Origin of the sequence: Solibacillus sp. FSL W8-0372, assembly GCF_037969735.1 — a bacterium.
In the GTDB taxonomy this organism is placed as follows: domain Bacteria; phylum Bacillota; class Bacilli; order Bacillales_A; family Planococcaceae; genus Solibacillus; species Solibacillus faecavium.
Window position 1 is genome coordinate 3,764,168 of the sequence record NZ_CP150204.1, and the last position, 18,706, is coordinate 3,782,873.

Genomic DNA, 18,706 nt, shown 5'->3' on the forward strand with positions numbered 1-18,706 from the left:
TTGTTTTATTGCTATCAATGTCGTTTTATCCAGTTTTCAAAGAACGAAATGCGGTTCAATCATACAAGATGAATTAAACCAACAAGGTTTTGAAGTATCTCATTCAATTAAGAATGAACCTTCAAAACTGAACAGCAAACGTTAATGTTTCATTCCCCAAGGGAATGATTCCGAAATAATCCTTAGAAAGGAGGTGATCCAGCCGCACCTTCCGATACGGCTACCTTGTTACGACTTCACCCCAATCATCTATCCCACCTTCGGCGGCTGGCTCCATAAAGGTTACCTCACCGACTTCGGGTGTTACAAACTCTCGTGGTGTGACGGGCGGTGTGTACAAGGCCCGGGAACGTATTCACCGCGGCATGCTGATCCGCGATTACTAGCGATTCCGGCTTCATGTAGGCGAGTTGCAGCCTACAATCCGAACTGAGAACGATTTTATCGGATTAGCTCCCCCTCGCGGGTTGGCAACCGTTTGTATCGTCCATTGTAGCACGTGTGTAGCCCAGGTCATAAGGGGCATGATGATTTGACGTCATCCCCACCTTCCTCCGGTTTATCACCGGCAGTCTCCTTAGAGTGCCCAACTAAATGATGGCAACTAAGAATAAGGGTTGCGCTCGTTGCGGGACTTAACCCAACATCTCACGACACGAGCTGACGACAACCATGCACCACCTGTCACCGTTGCCCCCGAAGGGGAAACTATGTCTCCATAGTGGTCACCGGGATGTCAAGACCTGGTAAGGTTCTTCGCGTTGCTTCGAATTAAACCACATGCTCCACCGCTTGTGCGGGCCCCCGTCAATTCCTTTGAGTTTCAGTCTTGCGACCGTACTCCCCAGGCGGAGTGCTTAATGCGTTAGCTGCAGCACTGAGGGGCGGAAACCCCCCAACACTTAGCACTCATCGTTTACGGCGTGGACTACCAGGGTATCTAATCCTGTTTGCTCCCCACGCTTTCGCGCCTCAGTGTCAGTTACAGACCAGACAGTCGCCTTCGCCACTGGTGTTCCTCCAAATCTCTACGCATTTCACCGCTACACTTGGAATTCCACTATCCTCTTCTGCACTCAAGTTCCCCAGTTTCCAATGACCCTCCCCGGTTGAGCCGGGGGCTTTCACATCAGACTTAAGGAACCACCTGCGCGCGCTTTACGCCCAATAATTCCGGACAACGCTTGCCACCTACGTATTACCGCGGCTGCTGGCACGTAGTTAGCCGTGGCTTTCTAACAAGGTACCGTCAAGGTAGCGCCAGTTACTACGCTACTTGTTCTTCCCTTGCAACAGAGTTTTACGAACCGAAATCCTTCTTCACTCACGCGGCGTTGCTCCATCAGACTTTCGTCCATTGTGGAAGATTCCCTACTGCTGCCTCCCGTAGGAGTCTGGGCCGTGTCTCAGTCCCAGTGTGGCCGATCACCCTCTCAGGTCGGCTACGCATCGTTGCCTTGGTGAGCCGTTACCTCACCAACTAGCTAATGCGCCGCGGGTCCATCTTATAGTGACAGCCGAAACCGTCTTTCAACTTTCAAACATGTGTTTAAAAGTATTATTCGGTATTAGCCCCGGTTTCCCGGAGTTATCCCAATCTATAAGGTAGGTTACCCACGTGTTACTCACCCGTCCGCCGCTAAATCAGAGAGAAGCAAGCTTCTCTCATCATCCGCTCGACTTGCATGTATTAGGCACGCCGCCAGCGTTCGTCCTGAGCCAGGATCAAACTCTCCATAAAAGTAGTTTGAAAGCTCATTTGCTTTGCTAGCGATTTAACTTAATTAAAAGTTAAAATCTATTGTTTGCTTCATTTAAGAAGCTTGTTTCATTAACGTTGCTTGTTCAGTTTTCAAGGTTCATCGTGTTTCGTTTGTCGCGTCATCTCTTGGCGACTCACTTATAGTAACATCCTCTTGTTATATCCGTCAACACTTTTTCATAAGTTTTTAATAGAATCGTGTTTAAAACAATCGGAAAGTGGGTAGTTAATCATGTTTAAAACGTTGGTATCACTAATTTTATGCTTATTTCTGGTATTCATTTATTTTGATGAAAAAAGTAGTATTATGCCTGTATTTCAATTAACAGAGACTCCAGCAATCATTACAAAAGGTCAATTCGGTAAAAGTGTAATCATTGAACTCAGTTATTCTCATAAAGGTTTGGAAGAATGGGTTACAAACCTGAAAGAGCCTTATCCACTTTTTTTAGCAGATAGTGATTGGCTATTACGAAGTCCTGATTTAGTAAAAGTATTAATAGAAAAGAATATTAGAGTTGGTCTACTCGGTTCTACAAGTGATCAATATGTCGATGAAGCACTTTTAAATAAACAGCTCGCTATTTACGAAAAAACATTTTACAAAAAGCCACTATGGTTTGCGACCGCTGATTACAAAATGGAAGATTCTATGCAATCAGCTTTACATCAACTTGGCATTAACATAATTGCTCCAACAGAAACCTTTCCTATAGTAGAAAGTAAAATTCCTGAAGGTTCATTTGTAAGTATTCCTTTACATCGTGAGGAGAATGTCTCTTTTGATGCCATTAAACAATTTATGAATGAGCATATTTTTGTTTCAATTGAACAAAATATATTTGGTTATGAAATTTCTACAAAACGATTCCCATAATAAATATGAATCTATGTCTACTATAAAATAACAATGGGCCGTCACAAACGCTTATGTTTGTGACAGCCCTTTCTATTTAAGCTTTTGCAGTAGTATGCGACTCTTTTCTTGCTTTGCGACGTTCTTCCAATTTTTTTCGATCGGCTTCAGATTGTGCATTATACTTTGGCAACATTAAAATTTGGTATGCATTAACTGCCACTAACGGGAACAATAATAGTGCAACATATACGTCAATGTTATCCTGGCGGCCCATTAAAGCGATAATCCACTCTAATGAAGTTACAACAATCATAAAGAACATTGTGGAGATTAAGACATGTGGCTTTTTCGTCATTTTTATTTTCTTTACTGCCGTTAATATGGCCGCTCCGACTAAAACTATAAGTAAAAATCCGTAAATCAGCCAATCCCCCATTGTACTAGCTCCTGGGGCAAAGCGGAAAATCACAATATCGACTAAAACTATAATGATCAATAACATTTGTATCCAGTTCCAAAGCGTTAATGATCTAAATATATTAACACCAACTTGATGTAACGTTAAATAAGCAAAAAACCCTGCTTGGGCCATCACACTCATCGTCATACCTAAAACGATATTCCAAATAACCGCAGCCAGAAATTCCGAAATTTCCCCGTTCGCTAAATATGGTTGGTAAAAGTCCCAACGAATAATTAACGAGGCAACTGCATTCACTAAACCACCAATTATCAATGCCCAAAAAGCAAATTTAACCCAGTTTCGTATCGTCACGAACAATTCCCCCATTTTTTAATATACTTGTATATTTTATCAATTCGATTTGAAAAAAGCGACCTCTACTAAAAGTTGTTACATATATTTTGTTAAATTGTGAACAATAAACGAAAGCGCTTAAGTGAAGAAAGGAAGGAAGAAATAGTGAAACGTTTAATAATACTTGCCTTTTCCATCATTCTAATTGCTGGTTGTAACGATTCCAAATCAACGACGCTTTCTTATGACGAAGTAAAGAAAATTATGGTTGATGCTATCCAAACAGAAGATGGAAAAAAGGCGATCCGACAAATATTTGAAGATAAGAGCTTCCGGGAGCTGCTTATTTTAAATACCGAGGAAGTAAAAAAGGCGACCGAGGAAACAATGCTGTCAAAAGAAGCCATGGATTTTTGGGTAAAAACATTTGAAGACCCTAAGTTTAAGGAGAACTTCGCAAAAAGTATGCAGGATCAACAAAAGGATTTAATGAAAAACCTATTAAACGATTCTGCGTACCAAGAAGCTTTAACATCATTTTTTGGACAGCCGGATATGCAAAAGCAACTGGAATCAATTATGAAAGGTGCTGTAATGCGTAAGGAACTGGAAAAAGTGGTGACCGAAACAATAGAGAACCCTCTGATGCAGTCAAAATGGGAAGAGCTGATTAAAAAAAGCGGTGAAGGTTCTTCGTCTGAAAAAGAATCCGGATCTGGTGGTGGAGGTGGATCTGAGAAGGGAAGTAGCGAAGAAAAAAGCGGTGGCGGATCATAATAAAACAACCAGTTGTTCCATTTTGGGACAACTGGTTGTTAATATAAGCTTATTTATTTAATGCCGATACAATCTCTTCAGCAATTTTCAAGTAAATCTGACCTGTAGGGTGATTCTCTGCATAGATAGATGGCGCAAAATCTTCTTCAGTCCAATCTGGTTGACCTAACGGAATTTGACCAAGTAGCTTAGTACGTAATTCTTCAGCTAGCTTTGGACCGCCGCCTTGACCGAATACAAATTCCTTTTCACCAGTTTTGCTTTCATACCAAGCCATGTTTTCGATAACACCTAAAATCTCATGATTCGTTTGTAATGCCATTGCACCTGCACGAGCTGCTACAAATGCTGCTGTTGGGTGTGGCGTTGTAACAACAATTTCCTTTGAAGCCGGTAGCATCTGGTGAATATCAAGTGCTACGTCCCCTGTTCCTGGCGGTAAATCTAATAGTAGATAATCCAATTCGCCCCACTCTACATCACGGAAGAACTGGTCTAGTACTTTTCCAAGCATAGGACCGCGCCATACAATTGGTGCATTATTTTCTACGAAGAACCCCATTGAAATAACTTTTACACCTAAACGCTCAACTGGATATATACGATCTTCTTTTACAACTGGCATTTCCGTTACACCCATCATATCTGGAACAGAGAAGCCATAAATATCTGCATCGATTAATCCTACTTTTTTTCCTAAGCGCGCTAAAGCAACTGCCATGTTGACAGATACAGTCGATTTCCCTACGCCACCTTTACCAGAAGCAATTGAGATAAATTGCACACTTGATAATGGTGATAATATATCCTGTGCCTGTGACTCCGTCGCTTGTCCACGGAATGATTGTAAAACTTCTGCTGGTAATTCTTCAAAACGAATCCCCACTGAAGCCGCGCCGTTTTCTTTTAACACTTCTACAATTTTCATTTGTAGTGTCATTTGTTCCGGCGTATTTACCTTTGCAATTGCAATACGAACACTAACATGCCCTTTTTCTGCTTTAATTGAAACGTTTGTTACACCTTTTGTTTCTGCTAATGTTTTATGTAAAAACGGATCCTGTAATTCGCCCAATAGTTCTCGAACTTGTTGTTCATTTAGCACATCAAACACTCCCCTGAATGAAATATCCATTGTTAGTATATCATACTAGTCCCGTATTGCTATTACATGTTGCCTAGTCAAATTTCACATGAATATAATTTTCGATTCCACGCGCAATTGCAAATGCCATCTTATCCTGATAACTTTCAGTAGCAAGCAAGTCCCTTTCTTCTTCATTGCTTAGGAAACCCGTTTCTACCAATACTGCAGGTATTTCCACCTTCTTTAGTAAATAAACATTTTTAATCGATAATGCTTCCCTGTCTGTATTTTCCATCGTAGTACGAATGGATTGTTGAACAGCCTGTGCGAGTGCTTCACTCTTTTCATGTCCTTCATGATGATAAAACACTTGGGCTCCTCTCCATTTACTATTTGGAATTGCATTTGCATGAATCGTAATAAATATATCCGGCTCATGTGATTCCACTAATGTTTCACGTAGGAAAATATCCTGTTTTTTACGCTCACGAAGTGTTGGAAATGTCTCCTTTGGTGCATGTTCACTTAGTACATCTCCATCTGTTGAACGCGTTAATATTACTTCTGCCCCTAAACGTGTCAATTGACGAGCTACTTTTTTTGTAATTGCCAATGTCACATCTTTTTCGATTACATCACCATTTGAAGCACCACCATCAATACCTCCATGACCAGCATCCAATACAATTTTCAACCCACCTAATGGCTCGGGTAAAAAAAATCGCCGGTCGGAAGCATTTGTTTCATATACAACGACTAGCATCGAACAAAAAATAACGAATATAAGTGCAAGCCAACGCTTCATAAAAACACCGCCCTTTTTGCCTACTATACGCAAAAGAGGGGGCGTTTATTACCTCGATTAATTGGCCATTAGCTGATTTTGAAGCGTTGCATAAAATCCTTTGGCATTAATTAAAGAATCGTGATTGCCTTGCTCTAAAATTTGTCCATCTTTAATGACGAGAATTTGATCGGCGTTTTCTATCGTCTTTAAACGGTGTGCAATAACAAAACTTGTACGACCTTTCATTAAATTATTCAACCCTTTTTGAATATGAACTTCAGTCATCGTATCAACGCTCGAAGTTGCTTCATCTAAAATTAAAATATCTGGATCCTCCAAAATCGCACGTGCAATGGCAATAAGCTGACGCTGCCCTTGACTTAAGTTTAAGCCGCCACTTGATAACACTGTATCGTATTGCTCTGGCAAGTACTTGATAAAATTATGTGCATAGGCAATTTTGGCCGCCTGTTCAACTTCCTCGTCTGTAGCATTCAACTTGCCGAAACGAATATTTTCACGTACCGTCCCGGAAAATAAATACGTCTCCTGTAGGACTACCCCGACATGATCCCGAATATTATTCATTTTGTAATGCGTAATCGGCTCATCATCCAGTAGTATTCGGCCTCCTGTTGCATCGTAAAAACGTGTAAGCAATTGAATAATGGTCGTTTTTCCTGAACCGGTTGGACCAACAATCGCAATTGTTTCCCCGGCTTTCGCTTTAAAGTTGATGCCGCGCAGTACTGGTTTCCCTGACTCATACGCGAATTTGACATTTTCAAAAGTGACATCCCCTTTAAACTGAGGTTTTTCTTTTGCATGCTCGATGTCTTCTATTTCCCTTACTTCATCTAATACTTCAAATACTCGCTCAGAACCAGCAATTGCTGACTGGAATGTATTTAATAAGTTTGATAGCTGATTAATTGGACGGAAAAACTGGCGTGTATATGTAACAAACGATGCGATAACCCCAATCGTAAGTCCACTCGTTACCGCCATAACTGCACCTGTCCCAATTACTAAACTTAATCCTAGGTTATTCATGAAGTTATTAACTGGACCCATGAACCCGGAAATAATATCTGCCCGCATTGCAGAACCACGTAGTCTTTCGTTCGCTTCTTTAAATTCTGCCAGCGTTGATTTTTCTTTACCGAACAGTGTAATAATATCTGCATTAGAAATCGTCTCTTCAATGTAGCCATTTAAATTACCTAGATCCCGTTGACGCGCTTTATAGTTTACACTGCTTCTTTTTATAATCTGTTTCGTAGCGAACACGATAAGCGGGATGATAATAAGTGTGACAAGTGCTAAACGCCAATCCAAATAAAATAGCGCAAATGCCGTACCAACAATGGTTAAAAAGCTCGATACAATTTGAATAACACTTTGCGACAATGCTGCATTTAAATTTTCAATATCATTTGTCATCCGACTCATTAAATCACCCTGTTGCTTTTTATCATAAAAAGCTAATGGTAGTGATTGATATTGCTCAAAAAGCTGTTGACGTAAACGGCGAATGGTCTTTTGTGATACACGTATCATTACAAATGTTTGAATCCACGTTAGTAAAGATGATGCGATATACACCCCTGCCAAAACCAGCGCCATACGAATTGATCCTGATATATCAAGCTTTATAATATAGTCATCAATTGTCTTACCTATTAAAAATGGACCGACTAAACTTAAAAGCGTACTTATAATTACAAAAATAACAACACTAATTAGTTCAACCTTTTGAATACGTAAATAACTCCATATACGAAGTAATGTCTCTTTTTGATTTTTCGGCTTCACAACAGGACCGGTAAATCGCCCTCCTGGATGGCCCATCGGATTTGGTGGTCCCCCTTGTTGTTTATTCACTTAAGGTCACCCCTTTTTCCGCTTGTGTTTTTGCCATTTCATTATATAACTCGCTCGTCTTTAATAATTGCTCATGCGTCCCTTTGGCAATTATTTTCCCGTCATCCATTAAGAGAATTTGATTGGCATGTCGAACTGAGGAAATTTTAGATGAAACGATAAATTTTGTCGCCCCGGCAAACTGTTCATCAATTGCCTGCTGAATAGCCTTTTCGGAAATACTATCAACTGCACTCGTCACATCATCCAACACTAAAATATTCGGTTTGCGTATAAATGCTCGTGCCATTGCCAGCCGTTGCCTTTGTCCACCCGATAAATTCGTTGCCCCTTGTGTTAGCACATGCTCTGTCCCTGCCTCAAGTCTATCAACAAATTCTCTCGCATTCGATGCTTGCAATGCTTGTAAAATTTGTTGCTCTGTTGCCTCTGACTTTCCATATTGAAGGTTCTCAGCTATTGTTTTTGAAAACAAGGTCGCCTTTTGAGGAGCGAATCCTATTGACTGGCGTAGATGTTCAAGCCCGTATTGTCCTATTGGTATCCCATCAATTTTTATCACACCACTATCGACATCAAACAATCTTGGAATCATCTTGACTAACGTGGATTTCCCGCTCCCTGTCATTCCTAGAATGCCAACCGTTTCACCGGCATTTACATGGAAACTAATATTTTTAAGTACTGATTCCGTTCCTTTTAAATAAGAGAAGCTGACATTTTCAAAACTAACACTACCTTGAATCTTATGTGACTCTGGTACGGAAGGATTTGTAAATTCTATTTTTTCCTCCAATACTTCTACAATACGCTCTGCACTCGGAACTGCACGTGCAAGCTGTACAAGAACCATTGAAGAACTCATCAGCCCTTGCATGACCATCATTAAATAGTTAATAAAGGCTAAAATAACACCTACTTGTAAGGTATTATTATCTACCTTAATGGCACCCATCCATAATGCTGCAACAATTCCCATATTCACGACAAACATCGTCAATGGAGCTAGCACACCAATAATTTGATCTGCTGACATAGAGCGTTTCATTAATTGTGTATTAATGTCTGTAAACTGATCAATTTGATGATTTTTTCGGTTATAAGCCTTAATAACCCGAATACCAGCTAAATTTTCTTGAACCTTTGTATTTACTACGTCGACTACCAACTGAACTTTATGGAAAAGCTTGCCTGACAGTGCTGTGAAGTAATACATACAAAACGCTAAAATCGGTACTACTACCATCAAAATCGGAAATAGTTCCCGCGCTGTAATAAATACAATAACAATAGCCCCGATAAACATCATTGGACCACGAACAAATATTTTAAGCAGCATCGTTAATGCACGCTGAAGCATTTCAATATCACTCGTTAAATTCGTAACAAGTTTTCCGAGTGTAAATTTGTCTTTACTACTATTTGAAAAATAAGTAATCGTTTCATACAAATCATGACGAAGATCCGTTGAAAAATTAACTGCGGTTCGTGAGGCATAAATCGAACATCCAATCCCACCTATCAAACCGATTAATGATGTAATAATCATTAAACCAAAACTTCTTAGTATAAATACCGTATCGTTTTCAGCAATCCCATCGTCAATAATATGCTGTAAAATTGTTGGCTGTAACAAATCCATACTTACTTCGACTATCATCATTATCGGTGCAATGATAGCAAACAGAATATATGGTTTTATATATTTTGATAATTTCCCTACTGCCTGCATTAAATTCGTTCACTTCCTTATGGGAATCCAAATTAATTTTCTTGTGGATCTTCTAATATTTCATTTAGCTGAAACAACTCTAAAAAGTCATTCATAATAGCTTCCGTTGCTTTTAATTCGCCTGCGATAACTGGATGAATAGTTTGCAGTTCTTTAGATTCCAATTGATTTATTAATGTAGCGCGCTTTGATTCAAGCTGGCGATAAAATACAATTGCACGACCTCGACGGAAAGTTTGGGCACCTCTTCGGCGAGTGCCACACTCGATATCCTTACGTCGTCTACCGCTACCTTCTGATTTCATGAAATTCCTCCTTAGTATATGAATATAATCGTATATTATTGTATACGAACGTATACAATATTGCTATTTATCATAAATTATTCATAATATTCTGTAAAATATGCCCCCTCTAAGTAGAGTATATAGTAGAATAAAGTTAGATATTGTTCGAATCAATTTATTAATATTTGTTAAGGGGTGGTTGCTATGAATCCAAAGCTACAAGCAATTGTAGACTCGATTGACTTTTACCAATCTACATATCCTGAAGATGCATGCATACTTATATTTGATACGGAAAAGGTGATCGGATACAAAAAGGGGCGTAACATTGATTTAAACATTCAATTAGGGGAATCAGTTGAAAAGCATCATCATACGACGAGTGTCCGTGCTCTGAAAAGTGGAAAATTTCTTCGTGAAGAGCGTAGTGCAGAAGGATTTGGCTTCCCATATATCGCATCTTCTGTGCCAATATATGAGCAGGGCGAAGTAATTGGTGTTGTAACAGGTGTTATCTCCAATTACCGGGTGAGTAATATGCGATTTGTAGCAACAGAGCTTTCTGGAGCTGTCGAAGAAATGTCCGCGACTACAGAACAATTAGCAAATGCCAGCAGCGATGTGTCTAAGCGCGTCGAAGAACTATCCGTTTTCGCAGAGCAAATGCATAAAAATATTATAGAGATTAATTCAATTGTGGGTGCGGTAAAAGATATTGCTATGCACTCAAAAATTTTAGGGTTAAATGCCTCTATTGAAGCTGCCCGTTCAGGCGAACATGGTAAAGGCTTTGCAGTCGTAGCAAAAGAAATACAGAAAATGGCCCAAAACAGTACGGACAGTGCAGATAAAATTGCACAACAACTTATTGATATTACTAATTCCATTGAATATATTAATACGTACACGAATCAAATTTCTACATTTACCGAAGAGTATACTGCGAGCATGCATGAAATGAGCAGTGCGTACGGAAGTATAAATGAAATGGGCGAAAAACTTTTAGAGCTAGATAATATTGAAAAATAACTTTGACTTATATATTTAAATAAACTAGTAAACCCTTTCCCGAAAAATATTGGGGAAAGGGTTTTGTTATGGGAATTTCTAATTTCATTTTAAATTTAAATGATTAAAAGTGACCTTACCTTCACTAGATTAGTTATAACTATTCGGATACGTCGTTAAAAAACACAGAAAAACCCTTTCTCGGAACAAGTCCTGAGAAAGGGTTTTGTAATTTCGCAAAATAGTAATCGTAAAGATTAACGTTTTGAGAACTGAGGTGCACGACGAGCGCCGCGTAAACCTGGTTTTTTACGTTCTTTCATACGAGAATCACGAGTTAATAGACCTGCAGCTTTTAAAGCTGGACGGAAGTCTGGATCAACTTGTAATAATGCACGAGCGATACCGTGACGGATTGCTCCAGCTTGACCTGTGAATCCACCACCGTTTACGTTAACGTGAACGTCATAAGAACCTTTAGTTTCTGTAGCTACTAATGGTTGGTTGATAATTAAGTGTAAAGTTTCGTATGGTAGGTAATCTGCAATTTCACGATTGTTGATTACTACTTTACCTTCGCCTGGTACTAAACGTACGCGAGCAGTTGAGCTTTTACGGCGACCTGTGCCGATGTATTGTACTTGTGCCAAAGTTATTTCCTCCTATTATAGTTTATTAACCACGTAGCTCGTAAGCTTCTGGTTTTTGTGCAGCATGTGGATGTTCAGAACCAGTGTAAACGTTCAGTTTAGTGAACATTTGACGACCTAAAGAGTTCTTTGGAAGCATACCCTTAATTGCTAGTTCAAGCATTTGTGTTGGGTATTTTTCTTTCATTTCTCCAGCTGTACGTTGTTTTAAACCACCAGCGAATTGAGTGTGACGGTAGTAAATTTTCTTTTGTAATTTGTTACCTGTTAACTCAATTTTATCAGCGTTGATGATGATCACGTGATCTCCTGTATCAACGTTTGGTGTGAAAGTTGGTTTATGTTTACCACGTAAGATAGAAGCTACTTCAGAAGCTAAACGACCTAATGTTTGGCCTTCTGCGTCAACTACTAACCATTTACGTTCTACTTCTTGACCTTTAGCCATGAAAGTTGTGCGCATGTTTGTATCCTCCTAATCGATATGAATTACCGTTATTTTTCATTATATACACTATATAAGTTTCGGGGCTTATTATTGTGGTGGTAATGAAAATACCATACATCATCATATAATGTATCGCGTTTAAAGTCAAGATATTTAATTGAACACCTGGAGAGGTTGTTAATCCTTTTCCCACGGCTATTTTTCTCGTATTTTTACATAATCGTACAAAAAATTTTCAAAAAATATATAAATTATTTATAAAAAACTTGCTCTAAATATAAACCGTGCGCTGGGGCAGTCTTACCTGCCAAAGAACGATCCTTCGAAGCAATCATCTGGGGTAACGAACTTATTTCCCTTCTCTCTGTTCCTACTTCCCATAACGTACCCGCTATAATCCGGACCATATTGTACAGGAAGCCATTCCCGCTTATTGTCATATGCAATTCCTCACCATGCCAATTAAGCTCTAATGCATTGACTACACGCACCTTATCAACCACACTCGTATTCGCCGCGCAAAAACAGCTAAAATCATGCTTTCCTATAATAGCTTGAGCCGCATCTCGCATTGATTCAATATCGGGTTTTATCCCATTAGTCTCAACTGCATAATGACGTCTAAAAGGACTTTGAATCATGCTACAATCCCAAATGTACCGGTAACGCTTTCCTAGTACATCATAGCGTGCATGAAAATCATCCTTTACTTGCTCTACTTGCATTACTCGAATATCACGTGGTAACTGCACATTTAAAGCCTTTTGATATTTTTCTAGCGGTATGGATAAAGGTGTATCGAAGTGAATCACTTGACCTGTTGCATGGACACGCGCATCCGTACGTCCACTTGCTGTAATTTTCACCTGATTTCCTTTATGCATCGTAGCTAATACCTTTTCAATTTCAAGCTGTACTGTACGCTCTCCCGGCTGAACTTGATAACCAGCAAATGCCGTACCATCATAGCTTATTGTTGCTTTTAATCTGACCATTTCAATACCCCTCTTAACCTCGTAGCATCCACAGCAGGACCGCCATTATTACTAGTGCGATTAAAATTATCGTATCTTTTGCATGCCATTTTAACAAACGATACTTCGTACGACCTTCGCCTCCACGATAGCCACGTACTTCCATGGCCGTTGCAAGATCCTCTGCTCGTTTAAATGCGCTAATAAACAGCGGCACTAGCAATGGTACCACAGCCTTTAGACGATCTTTAATCGGTCCCGCACTTAAATCTGAACCTCGTGCCATTTGTGCTTTCATAATTTTATCTGTTTCATCCATTAATGTTGGAATGAAACGCAGTGAAATAGACATCATGAGTGCTAGCTCATGCACAGGCAGCTTCAACTTCTTAAATGGGTTTAACAGGACCTCTAAGCCATCTGTAATGGAAATAGGGGATGTTGTTAGCGTTAAGATGGATGTCATAAAGACGAGCATTAAAAAGCGCAGTGAAATATACACACCTTGGCGCAAACCTTCTTCATAAATTTTCATAAAGCCAAGGTCAACGAGTACAGGACCTTCTCTCGTCATAAATAAATGCAATATGAGTGTAAAGAGCATTAAAAATATAACCGGCTTTAATCCATTAATTAAAAAGTAAAGTCGAATTTTTGAAAGCAAAATTACGATTAAGGTAAAGGCTAATAGTATTCCGTACGTCAACGTATTATTGGCCAAAAAGACAACAATAATAAATGCAAATACAAAGAGCAGCTTTGAACGTGGGTCAAGCATATGAACAAATGAATTCCCCGGAATATATCGGCCAAAAATCATTTTTTCCATCATTGTCCTTCACGCTCCTTAGGAATCGCTTGTCCGATTTCAAATGCAAGCTCTTCTTCAGTTAAGCAAACTTTTGATAATGATTTGTCCATCATTTTCTCTACTTGCCGCTGGAAACGGACAATGCGTGGTGGTTCTAAACGAAATTGCGCAAGTGTTCTGCTGTCACCGAAGATTTCTCTTGGATTGCCATTCAACACACATCGACCTTCATGCATGATGGCAATTGAATCCGCATAACGTGCTGCATCTTCCATACTATGTGTAACAAGAATCGTTGTTAAACCTCGTTGTTTATGTAACTCATAAAATAAGTCCATAATCTCCTTTTGCCCTCGAGGGTCAAGACCAGCAGTTGGTTCATCCAAAACAATTACTTCAGGATCCATTGCTAAAACCCCTGCAATTGCTACTCGACGCATCTGTCCCCCTGACAAATCGAACGGAGATTTTTCAAGGATATCCTCAGGCAACCCTACAAGCGAGATTAATTCACGTGCGCGCTTTTCTGCTTCTTCCTCTGAAACTCCGAAATTCATCGGACCAAACATAATATCCTTTAATACGGTCTCCTCAAATAGCTGATGCTCTGGAAACTGAAAGACGATACCAACTTTCTGCCTTATTGATTTCAAATCTTTCGCCTTTTTCCCAGCTTCAATTAACCGGTCTCCGATTTTCACCGTACCGCTCGATGGCTTTAGTAGACCATTAAAATGAAGGAGGATTGTTGATTTACCTGATCCTGTATGTCCGATGATTGCCTGAAATGTTCCACTTTTAATTGTTAAGTCAACCTCATGTAAAGCTTGTTTTTCAAATGGAGTGCCTTTTGCATAGGCATAGCTTACTTGTTGAAGTTGGATGTCCATAAATCATTCACCAGCTCTTCTTCTGTCATATGTTGCCCTACAAGCTGTACTCCCTGTGCTTGTAGTAGCTTAGTCATCTTCATGGCAAAAGGCATATCCAGACCAAACTGCAGAAGTTTATCTCCTAATGAAAAAATTTCTGCAGGCGTACCTTCTTCATACTTTTTACCATCATTCATAAAAATAATACGATCCGCCAAAAGTGCCTCTTCCAAATCATGTGTAATCGCCAAAACAGTTAAGTCAATTTCTTTTCTTAATGTTTCAACGAGCGTCAACACTTCTTCACGACCTTGAGGATCCAACATCGAAGTCGCTTCATCCAATATTAGAATTTGAGGATGCATTGCTAAAGCCCCAGCAATCGCTACACGTTGCTTCTGCCCTCCTGATAAATGATGTGGCTCATGATTAATGAACGCCTCCATTTTAACTTGTTGAAGTGCATCCTGTACCCGCTGAACCATCTCTTTATGCGGTACACCGTTATTTTCAAGAGAGAAAGCTACATCGTCCTGCACAGTAGCACCAACAAACTGATTATCTGGGTTTTGAAAGACAATCCCAATTTGCGAACGGATGTCCCATAGGTTTTCTTCTGTTAGAATATTATGTTTTATGCGGACTTCCCCTTGCTGAGGTAATAGTAAGCCGCTCATTAATTTTGCCATTGTCGACTTTCCAGAACCATTGTGTCCAACTATTGTAATCCATTCACCTTTGTTAATTGCAAAGGAGACATCCTCTACAGCGTTTCGTGCATTTGGTTCATCGGGCGTATATGAAAATGTTACATGATTAAATGATAAAATCTCATTCATACTCAGCTATTCTCCCCTTTGCCTTGAATGTATTACACATATATAAATAGGTAGTTTAAATTTCCCAGGAAATTATACATATATAAAAATAAAGCACGTTCTCAAACAAGTTCAGCTTTATGCCACCTATTTAAACGTACTTTATGTTTGCATATGTATGAGGAATGTAGGGGCTCAATCCTAGTATTCCATAAATAAAAAAGCGCGCACCTCATTCAGAGAAATGCGCTTGTCGTTACATTTACAAAATTTACGGGTGCTCAAGCCCGGAAATTCATTGAATGAGGTGCGGAGAGCTAAACGAGACGCCAGTAGTTGACTACTCCGCTCATCATAACGCTCAGCTTAATTATTGTCGTATAAAATCACAAAACCTATGAAAAAAGAGGGGTGCATGGGTTCAACCGGTGAACCGGACACCCCTCTTCACCTATTTCGTTAGAATTAAACTAATTCGATAACTACTACTGGTGCGCCGTCTCCACGACGAGGACCTACTTTAAGAATACGAGTGTAACCACCTTGACGCTCCGCATAACGAGGTGCGATATCATCAAATAATTTTTGAAGTGCGAAAACAGTTTTTTCTTCTTCGCCTTCTCCAACTGTTACTAACTCACGACGGATGAATGCTGCCGCTTGACGACGAGCGTGTAAATCACCGCGTTTACCTAAAGTAATCATTTTCTCAACTGCTTTACGAGTTTCTTTAGCGCGCGCTTCAGTTGTTTCGATGCGCTCGTTGATGATTAAATCAGTAGCTAAGTCGCGTAGTAATGCTTTACGTTGAGAACTTGTACGACCAAGTTTTCTGTAACCCATGGACGTTTCCCTCCTTTTAAATATATCTGATCTAGCTAAATTTTATAATTTTTCGCTTAGTCTTCTTTACGTAATCCTAAACCAAGCTCTTCTAACTTATGCTTAACTTCTTCAAGAGACTTACGACCAAGATTACGTACTTTCATCATATCGTCTTCAGACTTATTAGCTAACTCTAATACCGTATTGATACCAGCGCGCTTTAAGCAGTTGTAAGAACGAACAGAAAGATCAAGTTCTTCGATAGTCATCTCTAATACTTTTTCTTTTTGATCTTCTTCTTTTTCGACCATGATTTCAGCAGTTTGTGCCTCGTTCGTCATGCCTACGAAGATATTTAAGTGTTCAGTTAAAATTTTCGCTCCAAGTGAAATCGCCTCTTTAGGACCGATGCTTCCATCTGTCCATACATCAAGTGATAACTTGTCGTAGTCAGAATTTTGTCCAACACGAGTGTTCTCTACTTGGAAGTTGACGCGTGAAACTGGAGTGTAAATAGAGTCGATCGGGATCACGCCGATAGGAAGATCCTCACGTTTGTTTTGATCAGCAGGAGTATAACCACGGCCACGTTGTGCGTACATACGCATACGTAAATGACCGTTTTTTGCGATTGTTGCGATATATAAATCTGGGTTTAATATTTCTACATCACTGTCATGTGTAATGTCAGCTGCAGTAACCGTTCCGTCACCCTTTACATCTATCTCAATGACTTTTTCTTCGTCCGAGTAGATTTTTAAAGCTAGCTTTTTCACGTTTAAGATAATTGAAGCAACATCTTCTACAACGCCTTCTACAGTTGAGAATTCGTGTAGTACGCCGTCAATTTGAATTGACGTTACAGCAGCTCCAGGTAATGAAGACAGAAGGATACGACGTAAAGAATTTCCCAAAGTATTACCATAACCACGTTCAAGCGGTTCTACAACAAACTTGCCGTATTTGGCATCTTCGCTAATCTCCACTGTTTCAATCTTTGGTTTTTCAATTTCGATCATTCCAATTTACCCTCCTTCAAAACATCTAATGTATAGGTTCTTATCATCATAGTTGTTAATCTAAGATAGACTAAAAAATGCACAAGACTTTTGTACAAAGTAACATGATGTACATAGAAGTACAAAATTATACTTCTAAGATGCACCCATTACACGCGACGACGTTTTGGCGGACGGCAACCGTTATGTGGAACTGGAGTAACGTCTTTAATAGCAGTTACTTCTAATCCAGCAGCTTGAAGTGCACGAACTGCAGCTTCACGACCAGAACCAGGACCTTTAACTGTTACTTCAATGTTTTTTAAACCATGTTCCATTGAAGTTTTAGCAGCTGTTTCAGCAGCCATTTGAGCTGCGAATGGAGTTGATTTACGTGAACCACGGAAACCTAAAGCACCAGCTGAAGACCAAGATAATGCGTTACCTTGCATATCAGTGATCGTTACGATTGTATTGTTGAATGTAGAACGGATGTGAGCAACACCAGATTCGATGTTCTTTTTCACACGACGTTTACGAGTTTGTTGTTTACGAGCCATGTTAAGAAGGAACCTCCTTTACTTAATTATTTTTTCTTGTTCGCTACAGTTTTACGAGGACCTTTACGCGTACGCGCATTGTTTTTCGTATTTTGACCACGAACAGGTAAACCACGACGGTGACGGATACCACGGTTTGAAGCGATTTCCATTAAACGTTTGATGTTTAAAGAAACTTCACGACGTAAGTCACCTTCTGTTTTGTATGAATCTAATTGTTCACGAATTTGGTTTAATTGATCTTCTGTTAAGTCTTTAACGCGAGTATTTTCGTCAATACCTGCACCTGCTAATACTTTTTGAGAAGTAGTTTTACCAATACCGTAAATGTAAGTTAATGAAATTACAACGCGTTTGTCGCGAGGAATATCAACACCAGCAATACGTGCCATTCGTTAGTGCACCTCCTTGATTAATTATCCTTGTTTTTGTTTGTGTTTAGGATTTTCACAGATTACCATTACTTTACCGCGTCGGCGAATTACTTTACATTTTTCGCAGATCGGTTTCACAGATGGTCTCACTTTCATCTAACCTAACCTCCTTAATAGTCCGGAGTGCAAAAGATTATTTAAAACGGTATGTGATACGACCGCGAGTTAAATCATAAGGAGATAACTCAATAGTAACCTTATCTCCAGGTAGGATACGGATAAAGTGCATACGGATCTTTCCAGAAACGTGTGCTAGCACAGTGTGCCCATTTTCTAATTCTACCTTAAACATCGCGTTTGGCAAAGTCTCAACAACTGTCCCTTCGACTTCAATTACATCGTCTTTCGCCATCTTCTCGTCTCCCTTCTATATGCT

General features: G+C 39.6%; 21 protein-coding genes and 1 rRNA gene. 3 read left to right on the forward strand and 19 right to left on the reverse strand.

Annotated features, from left to right (window positions below; all coding sequences use genetic code 11):
• Positions 1-186: 186 nt before the first annotated feature.
• Positions 187-1,741, reverse strand: a 16S ribosomal RNA gene (locus tag MKY13_RS19215).
• Positions 1,742-2,069: 328 nt separating this feature from the next.
• Between MKY13_RS19215 and MKY13_RS19220 the strand changes: the two genes are divergently transcribed.
• The gene (locus MKY13_RS19220; RefSeq protein ID WP_225231336.1) at positions 2,070-2,639 is read left to right on the forward strand and encodes a hypothetical protein; all 570 of its coding nucleotides are present in this window, start codon (positions 2,070-2,072) and stop codon (positions 2,637-2,639) included.
• 76 nt (positions 2,640-2,715) lie between these two features.
• Here MKY13_RS19220 and MKY13_RS19225 read toward each other — a convergent pair whose 3' ends face one another.
• On the reverse strand, positions 2,716-3,396 hold the full coding sequence (locus MKY13_RS19225) for a KinB-signaling pathway activation protein (RefSeq protein WP_191701181.1): 681 nt from the start codon (positions 3,394-3,396) through the stop codon (positions 2,716-2,718).
• Positions 3,397-3,543: 147 nt separating this feature from the next.
• Here MKY13_RS19225 and gerD point away from each other — a divergent pair, with 147 nt between their 5' ends.
• Complete coding sequence (gene gerD / locus MKY13_RS19230; RefSeq protein ID WP_191701180.1) at positions 3,544-4,155, forward strand: spore germination lipoprotein GerD; 612 nt, start codon at positions 3,544-3,546, stop codon at positions 4,153-4,155.
• Positions 4,156-4,204: 49 nt separating this feature from the next.
• Here gerD and MKY13_RS19235 read toward each other — a convergent pair whose 3' ends face one another.
• From MKY13_RS19235 to MKY13_RS19255, 5 genes are all read right to left on the reverse strand, one after another.
• Positions 4,205-5,260, reverse strand: coding sequence for a P-loop NTPase (locus tag MKY13_RS19235; protein WP_339214509.1), 1,056 nt, complete (start codon positions 5,258-5,260; stop codon positions 4,205-4,207).
• A gap of 73 nt (positions 5,261-5,333) precedes the next feature.
• The gene (locus tag MKY13_RS19240) at positions 5,334-6,047 is read right to left on the reverse strand and encodes an N-acetylmuramoyl-L-alanine amidase (RefSeq protein ID WP_191701178.1); all 714 of its coding nucleotides are present in this window, start codon (positions 6,045-6,047) and stop codon (positions 5,334-5,336) included.
• Between the two features lie 57 nt (positions 6,048-6,104).
• Entirely contained in the window at positions 6,105-7,880 is a 1,776-nt protein-coding gene (locus MKY13_RS19245; protein ID WP_191701191.1) for an ABC transporter ATP-binding protein, read from the reverse strand.
• Between the two features lie 25 nt (positions 7,881-7,905).
• On the reverse strand, positions 7,906-9,645 hold the full coding sequence (locus tag MKY13_RS19250; protein ID WP_191701177.1) for an ABC transporter ATP-binding protein: 1,740 nt from the start codon (positions 9,643-9,645) through the stop codon (positions 7,906-7,908).
• A gap of 32 nt (positions 9,646-9,677) precedes the next feature.
• Positions 9,678-9,950, reverse strand: coding sequence for a 2-keto-3-deoxygluconate kinase (locus MKY13_RS19255; RefSeq protein ID WP_191701176.1), 273 nt, complete (start codon positions 9,948-9,950; stop codon positions 9,678-9,680).
• Positions 9,951-10,136: 186 nt separating this feature from the next.
• Here MKY13_RS19255 and MKY13_RS19260 point away from each other — a divergent pair, with 186 nt between their 5' ends.
• Positions 10,137-10,961, forward strand: coding sequence for a methyl-accepting chemotaxis protein (locus MKY13_RS19260; RefSeq protein WP_191701175.1), 825 nt, complete (start codon positions 10,137-10,139; stop codon positions 10,959-10,961).
• 236 nt (positions 10,962-11,197) lie between these two features.
• On the opposite strand, the gene rpsI is transcribed toward MKY13_RS19260, so the two are convergent.
• The 12 genes from rpsI to infA all read right to left on the reverse strand — a co-directional run bounded on the left by rpsI (position 11,198) and on the right by infA (position 18,682).
• The gene (rpsI, locus tag MKY13_RS19265; protein ID WP_191701174.1) at positions 11,198-11,590 is read right to left on the reverse strand and encodes a 30S ribosomal protein S9; all 393 of its coding nucleotides are present in this window, start codon (positions 11,588-11,590) and stop codon (positions 11,198-11,200) included.
• A gap of 25 nt (positions 11,591-11,615) precedes the next feature.
• Positions 11,616-12,053 (reverse strand): 50S ribosomal protein L13, encoded by a 438-nt coding sequence (gene rplM / locus MKY13_RS19270; protein ID WP_191701173.1) that lies wholly within the window; start codon positions 12,051-12,053, stop codon positions 11,616-11,618.
• Positions 12,054-12,289: 236 nt separating this feature from the next.
• A complete protein-coding gene (gene truA / locus MKY13_RS19275; RefSeq protein ID WP_191701172.1) occupies positions 12,290-13,033 on the reverse strand; it encodes a tRNA pseudouridine(38-40) synthase TruA in 744 nt (247 codons plus the stop codon).
• 13 nt (positions 13,034-13,046) lie between these two features.
• Positions 13,047-13,844, reverse strand: a complete 798-nt coding sequence (locus MKY13_RS19280) for an energy-coupling factor transporter transmembrane protein EcfT (protein WP_191701171.1) — start codon at positions 13,842-13,844, stop codon at positions 13,047-13,049.
• Complete coding sequence (locus MKY13_RS19285; protein WP_191701170.1) at positions 13,841-14,713, reverse strand: energy-coupling factor ABC transporter ATP-binding protein; 873 nt, start codon at positions 14,711-14,713, stop codon at positions 13,841-13,843. Before MKY13_RS19285 ends, MKY13_RS19280 begins: the two co-directional genes overlap by 4 nt.
• A complete protein-coding gene (locus tag MKY13_RS19290; RefSeq protein ID WP_191701169.1) occupies positions 14,689-15,534 on the reverse strand; it encodes an energy-coupling factor ABC transporter ATP-binding protein in 846 nt (281 codons plus the stop codon). The genes MKY13_RS19285 and MKY13_RS19290 overlap by 25 nt, the downstream gene beginning before the upstream one ends.
• Before the next feature lie 444 nt (positions 15,535-15,978).
• Positions 15,979-16,356, reverse strand: a complete 378-nt coding sequence (gene rplQ, locus MKY13_RS19295) for a 50S ribosomal protein L17 (RefSeq protein ID WP_008406715.1) — start codon at positions 16,354-16,356, stop codon at positions 15,979-15,981.
• A gap of 56 nt (positions 16,357-16,412) precedes the next feature.
• Positions 16,413-17,357, reverse strand: coding sequence for a DNA-directed RNA polymerase subunit alpha (locus MKY13_RS19300; RefSeq protein WP_008406717.1), 945 nt, complete (start codon positions 17,355-17,357; stop codon positions 16,413-16,415).
• Between the two features lie 149 nt (positions 17,358-17,506).
• The gene (gene rpsK / locus MKY13_RS19305) at positions 17,507-17,896 is read right to left on the reverse strand and encodes a 30S ribosomal protein S11 (protein ID WP_008406718.1); all 390 of its coding nucleotides are present in this window, start codon (positions 17,894-17,896) and stop codon (positions 17,507-17,509) included.
• Between the two features lie 26 nt (positions 17,897-17,922).
• Positions 17,923-18,288, reverse strand: a complete 366-nt coding sequence (rpsM, locus tag MKY13_RS19310; RefSeq protein ID WP_008406720.1) for a 30S ribosomal protein S13 — start codon at positions 18,286-18,288, stop codon at positions 17,923-17,925.
• Positions 18,289-18,312: 24 nt separating this feature from the next.
• Entirely contained in the window at positions 18,313-18,426 is a 114-nt protein-coding gene (rpmJ, locus tag MKY13_RS19315; RefSeq protein WP_000868344.1) for a 50S ribosomal protein L36, read from the reverse strand.
• Between the two features lie 37 nt (positions 18,427-18,463).
• The gene (gene infA, locus MKY13_RS19320) at positions 18,464-18,682 is read right to left on the reverse strand and encodes a translation initiation factor IF-1 (RefSeq protein ID WP_016839390.1); all 219 of its coding nucleotides are present in this window, start codon (positions 18,680-18,682) and stop codon (positions 18,464-18,466) included.
• Positions 18,683-18,706: the final 24 nt, after the last annotated feature.

Coding starts and splice junctions, on each gene's coding strand:
- MKY13_RS19280 (WP_191701171.1), bottom strand. CDS start 13,844: ATGATGGAAAAAATGATTTTTGGCCGATATATTCCGGGGAATTCATTT.
- rplQ (WP_008406715.1), bottom strand. CDS start 16,356: ATGGGTTACAGAAAACTTGGTCGTACAAGTTCTCAACGTAAAGCATTA.
- MKY13_RS19260 (WP_191701175.1), top strand. CDS start 10,137: ATGAATCCAAAGCTACAAGCAATTGTAGACTCGATTGACTTTTACCAA.
- MKY13_RS19285 (WP_191701170.1), bottom strand. CDS start 14,713: ATGGACATCCAACTTCAACAAGTAAGCTATGCCTATGCAAAAGGCACT.
- rpsK (WP_008406718.1), bottom strand. CDS start 17,896: ATGGCTCGTAAACAACAAACTCGTAAACGTCGTGTGAAAAAGAACATC.
- truA (WP_191701172.1), bottom strand. CDS start 13,033: ATGGTCAGATTAAAAGCAACAATAAGCTATGATGGTACGGCATTTGCT.
- MKY13_RS19220 (WP_225231336.1), top strand. CDS start 2,070: ATGCCTGTATTTCAATTAACAGAGACTCCAGCAATCATTACAAAAGGT.
- MKY13_RS19250 (WP_191701177.1), bottom strand. CDS start 9,645: ATGCAGGCAGTAGGGAAATTATCAAAATATATAAAACCATATATTCTG.
- rpmJ (WP_000868344.1), bottom strand. CDS start 18,426: ATGAAAGTGAGACCATCTGTGAAACCGATCTGCGAAAAATGTAAAGTA.
- infA (WP_016839390.1), bottom strand. CDS start 18,682: ATGGCGAAAGACGATGTAATTGAAGTCGAAGGGACAGTTGTTGAGACT.
- rpsM (WP_008406720.1), bottom strand. CDS start 18,288: ATGGCACGTATTGCTGGTGTTGATATTCCTCGCGACAAACGCGTTGTA.
- MKY13_RS19255 (WP_191701176.1), bottom strand. CDS start 9,950: ATGAAATCAGAAGGTAGCGGTAGACGACGTAAGGATATCGAGTGTGGC.
- MKY13_RS19245 (WP_191701191.1), bottom strand. CDS start 7,880: ATGGGCCATCCAGGAGGGCGATTTACCGGTCCTGTTGTGAAGCCGAAA.
- MKY13_RS19240 (WP_191701178.1), bottom strand. CDS start 6,047: ATGAAGCGTTGGCTTGCACTTATATTCGTTATTTTTTGTTCGATGCTA.
- MKY13_RS19290 (WP_191701169.1), bottom strand. CDS start 15,534: ATGAATGAGATTTTATCATTTAATCATGTAACATTTTCATATACGCCC.
- rplM (WP_191701173.1), bottom strand. CDS start 12,053: ATGCGCACAACTTTCATGGCTAAAGGTCAAGAAGTAGAACGTAAATGG.
- MKY13_RS19300 (WP_008406717.1), bottom strand. CDS start 17,357: ATGATCGAAATTGAAAAACCAAAGATTGAAACAGTGGAGATTAGCGAA.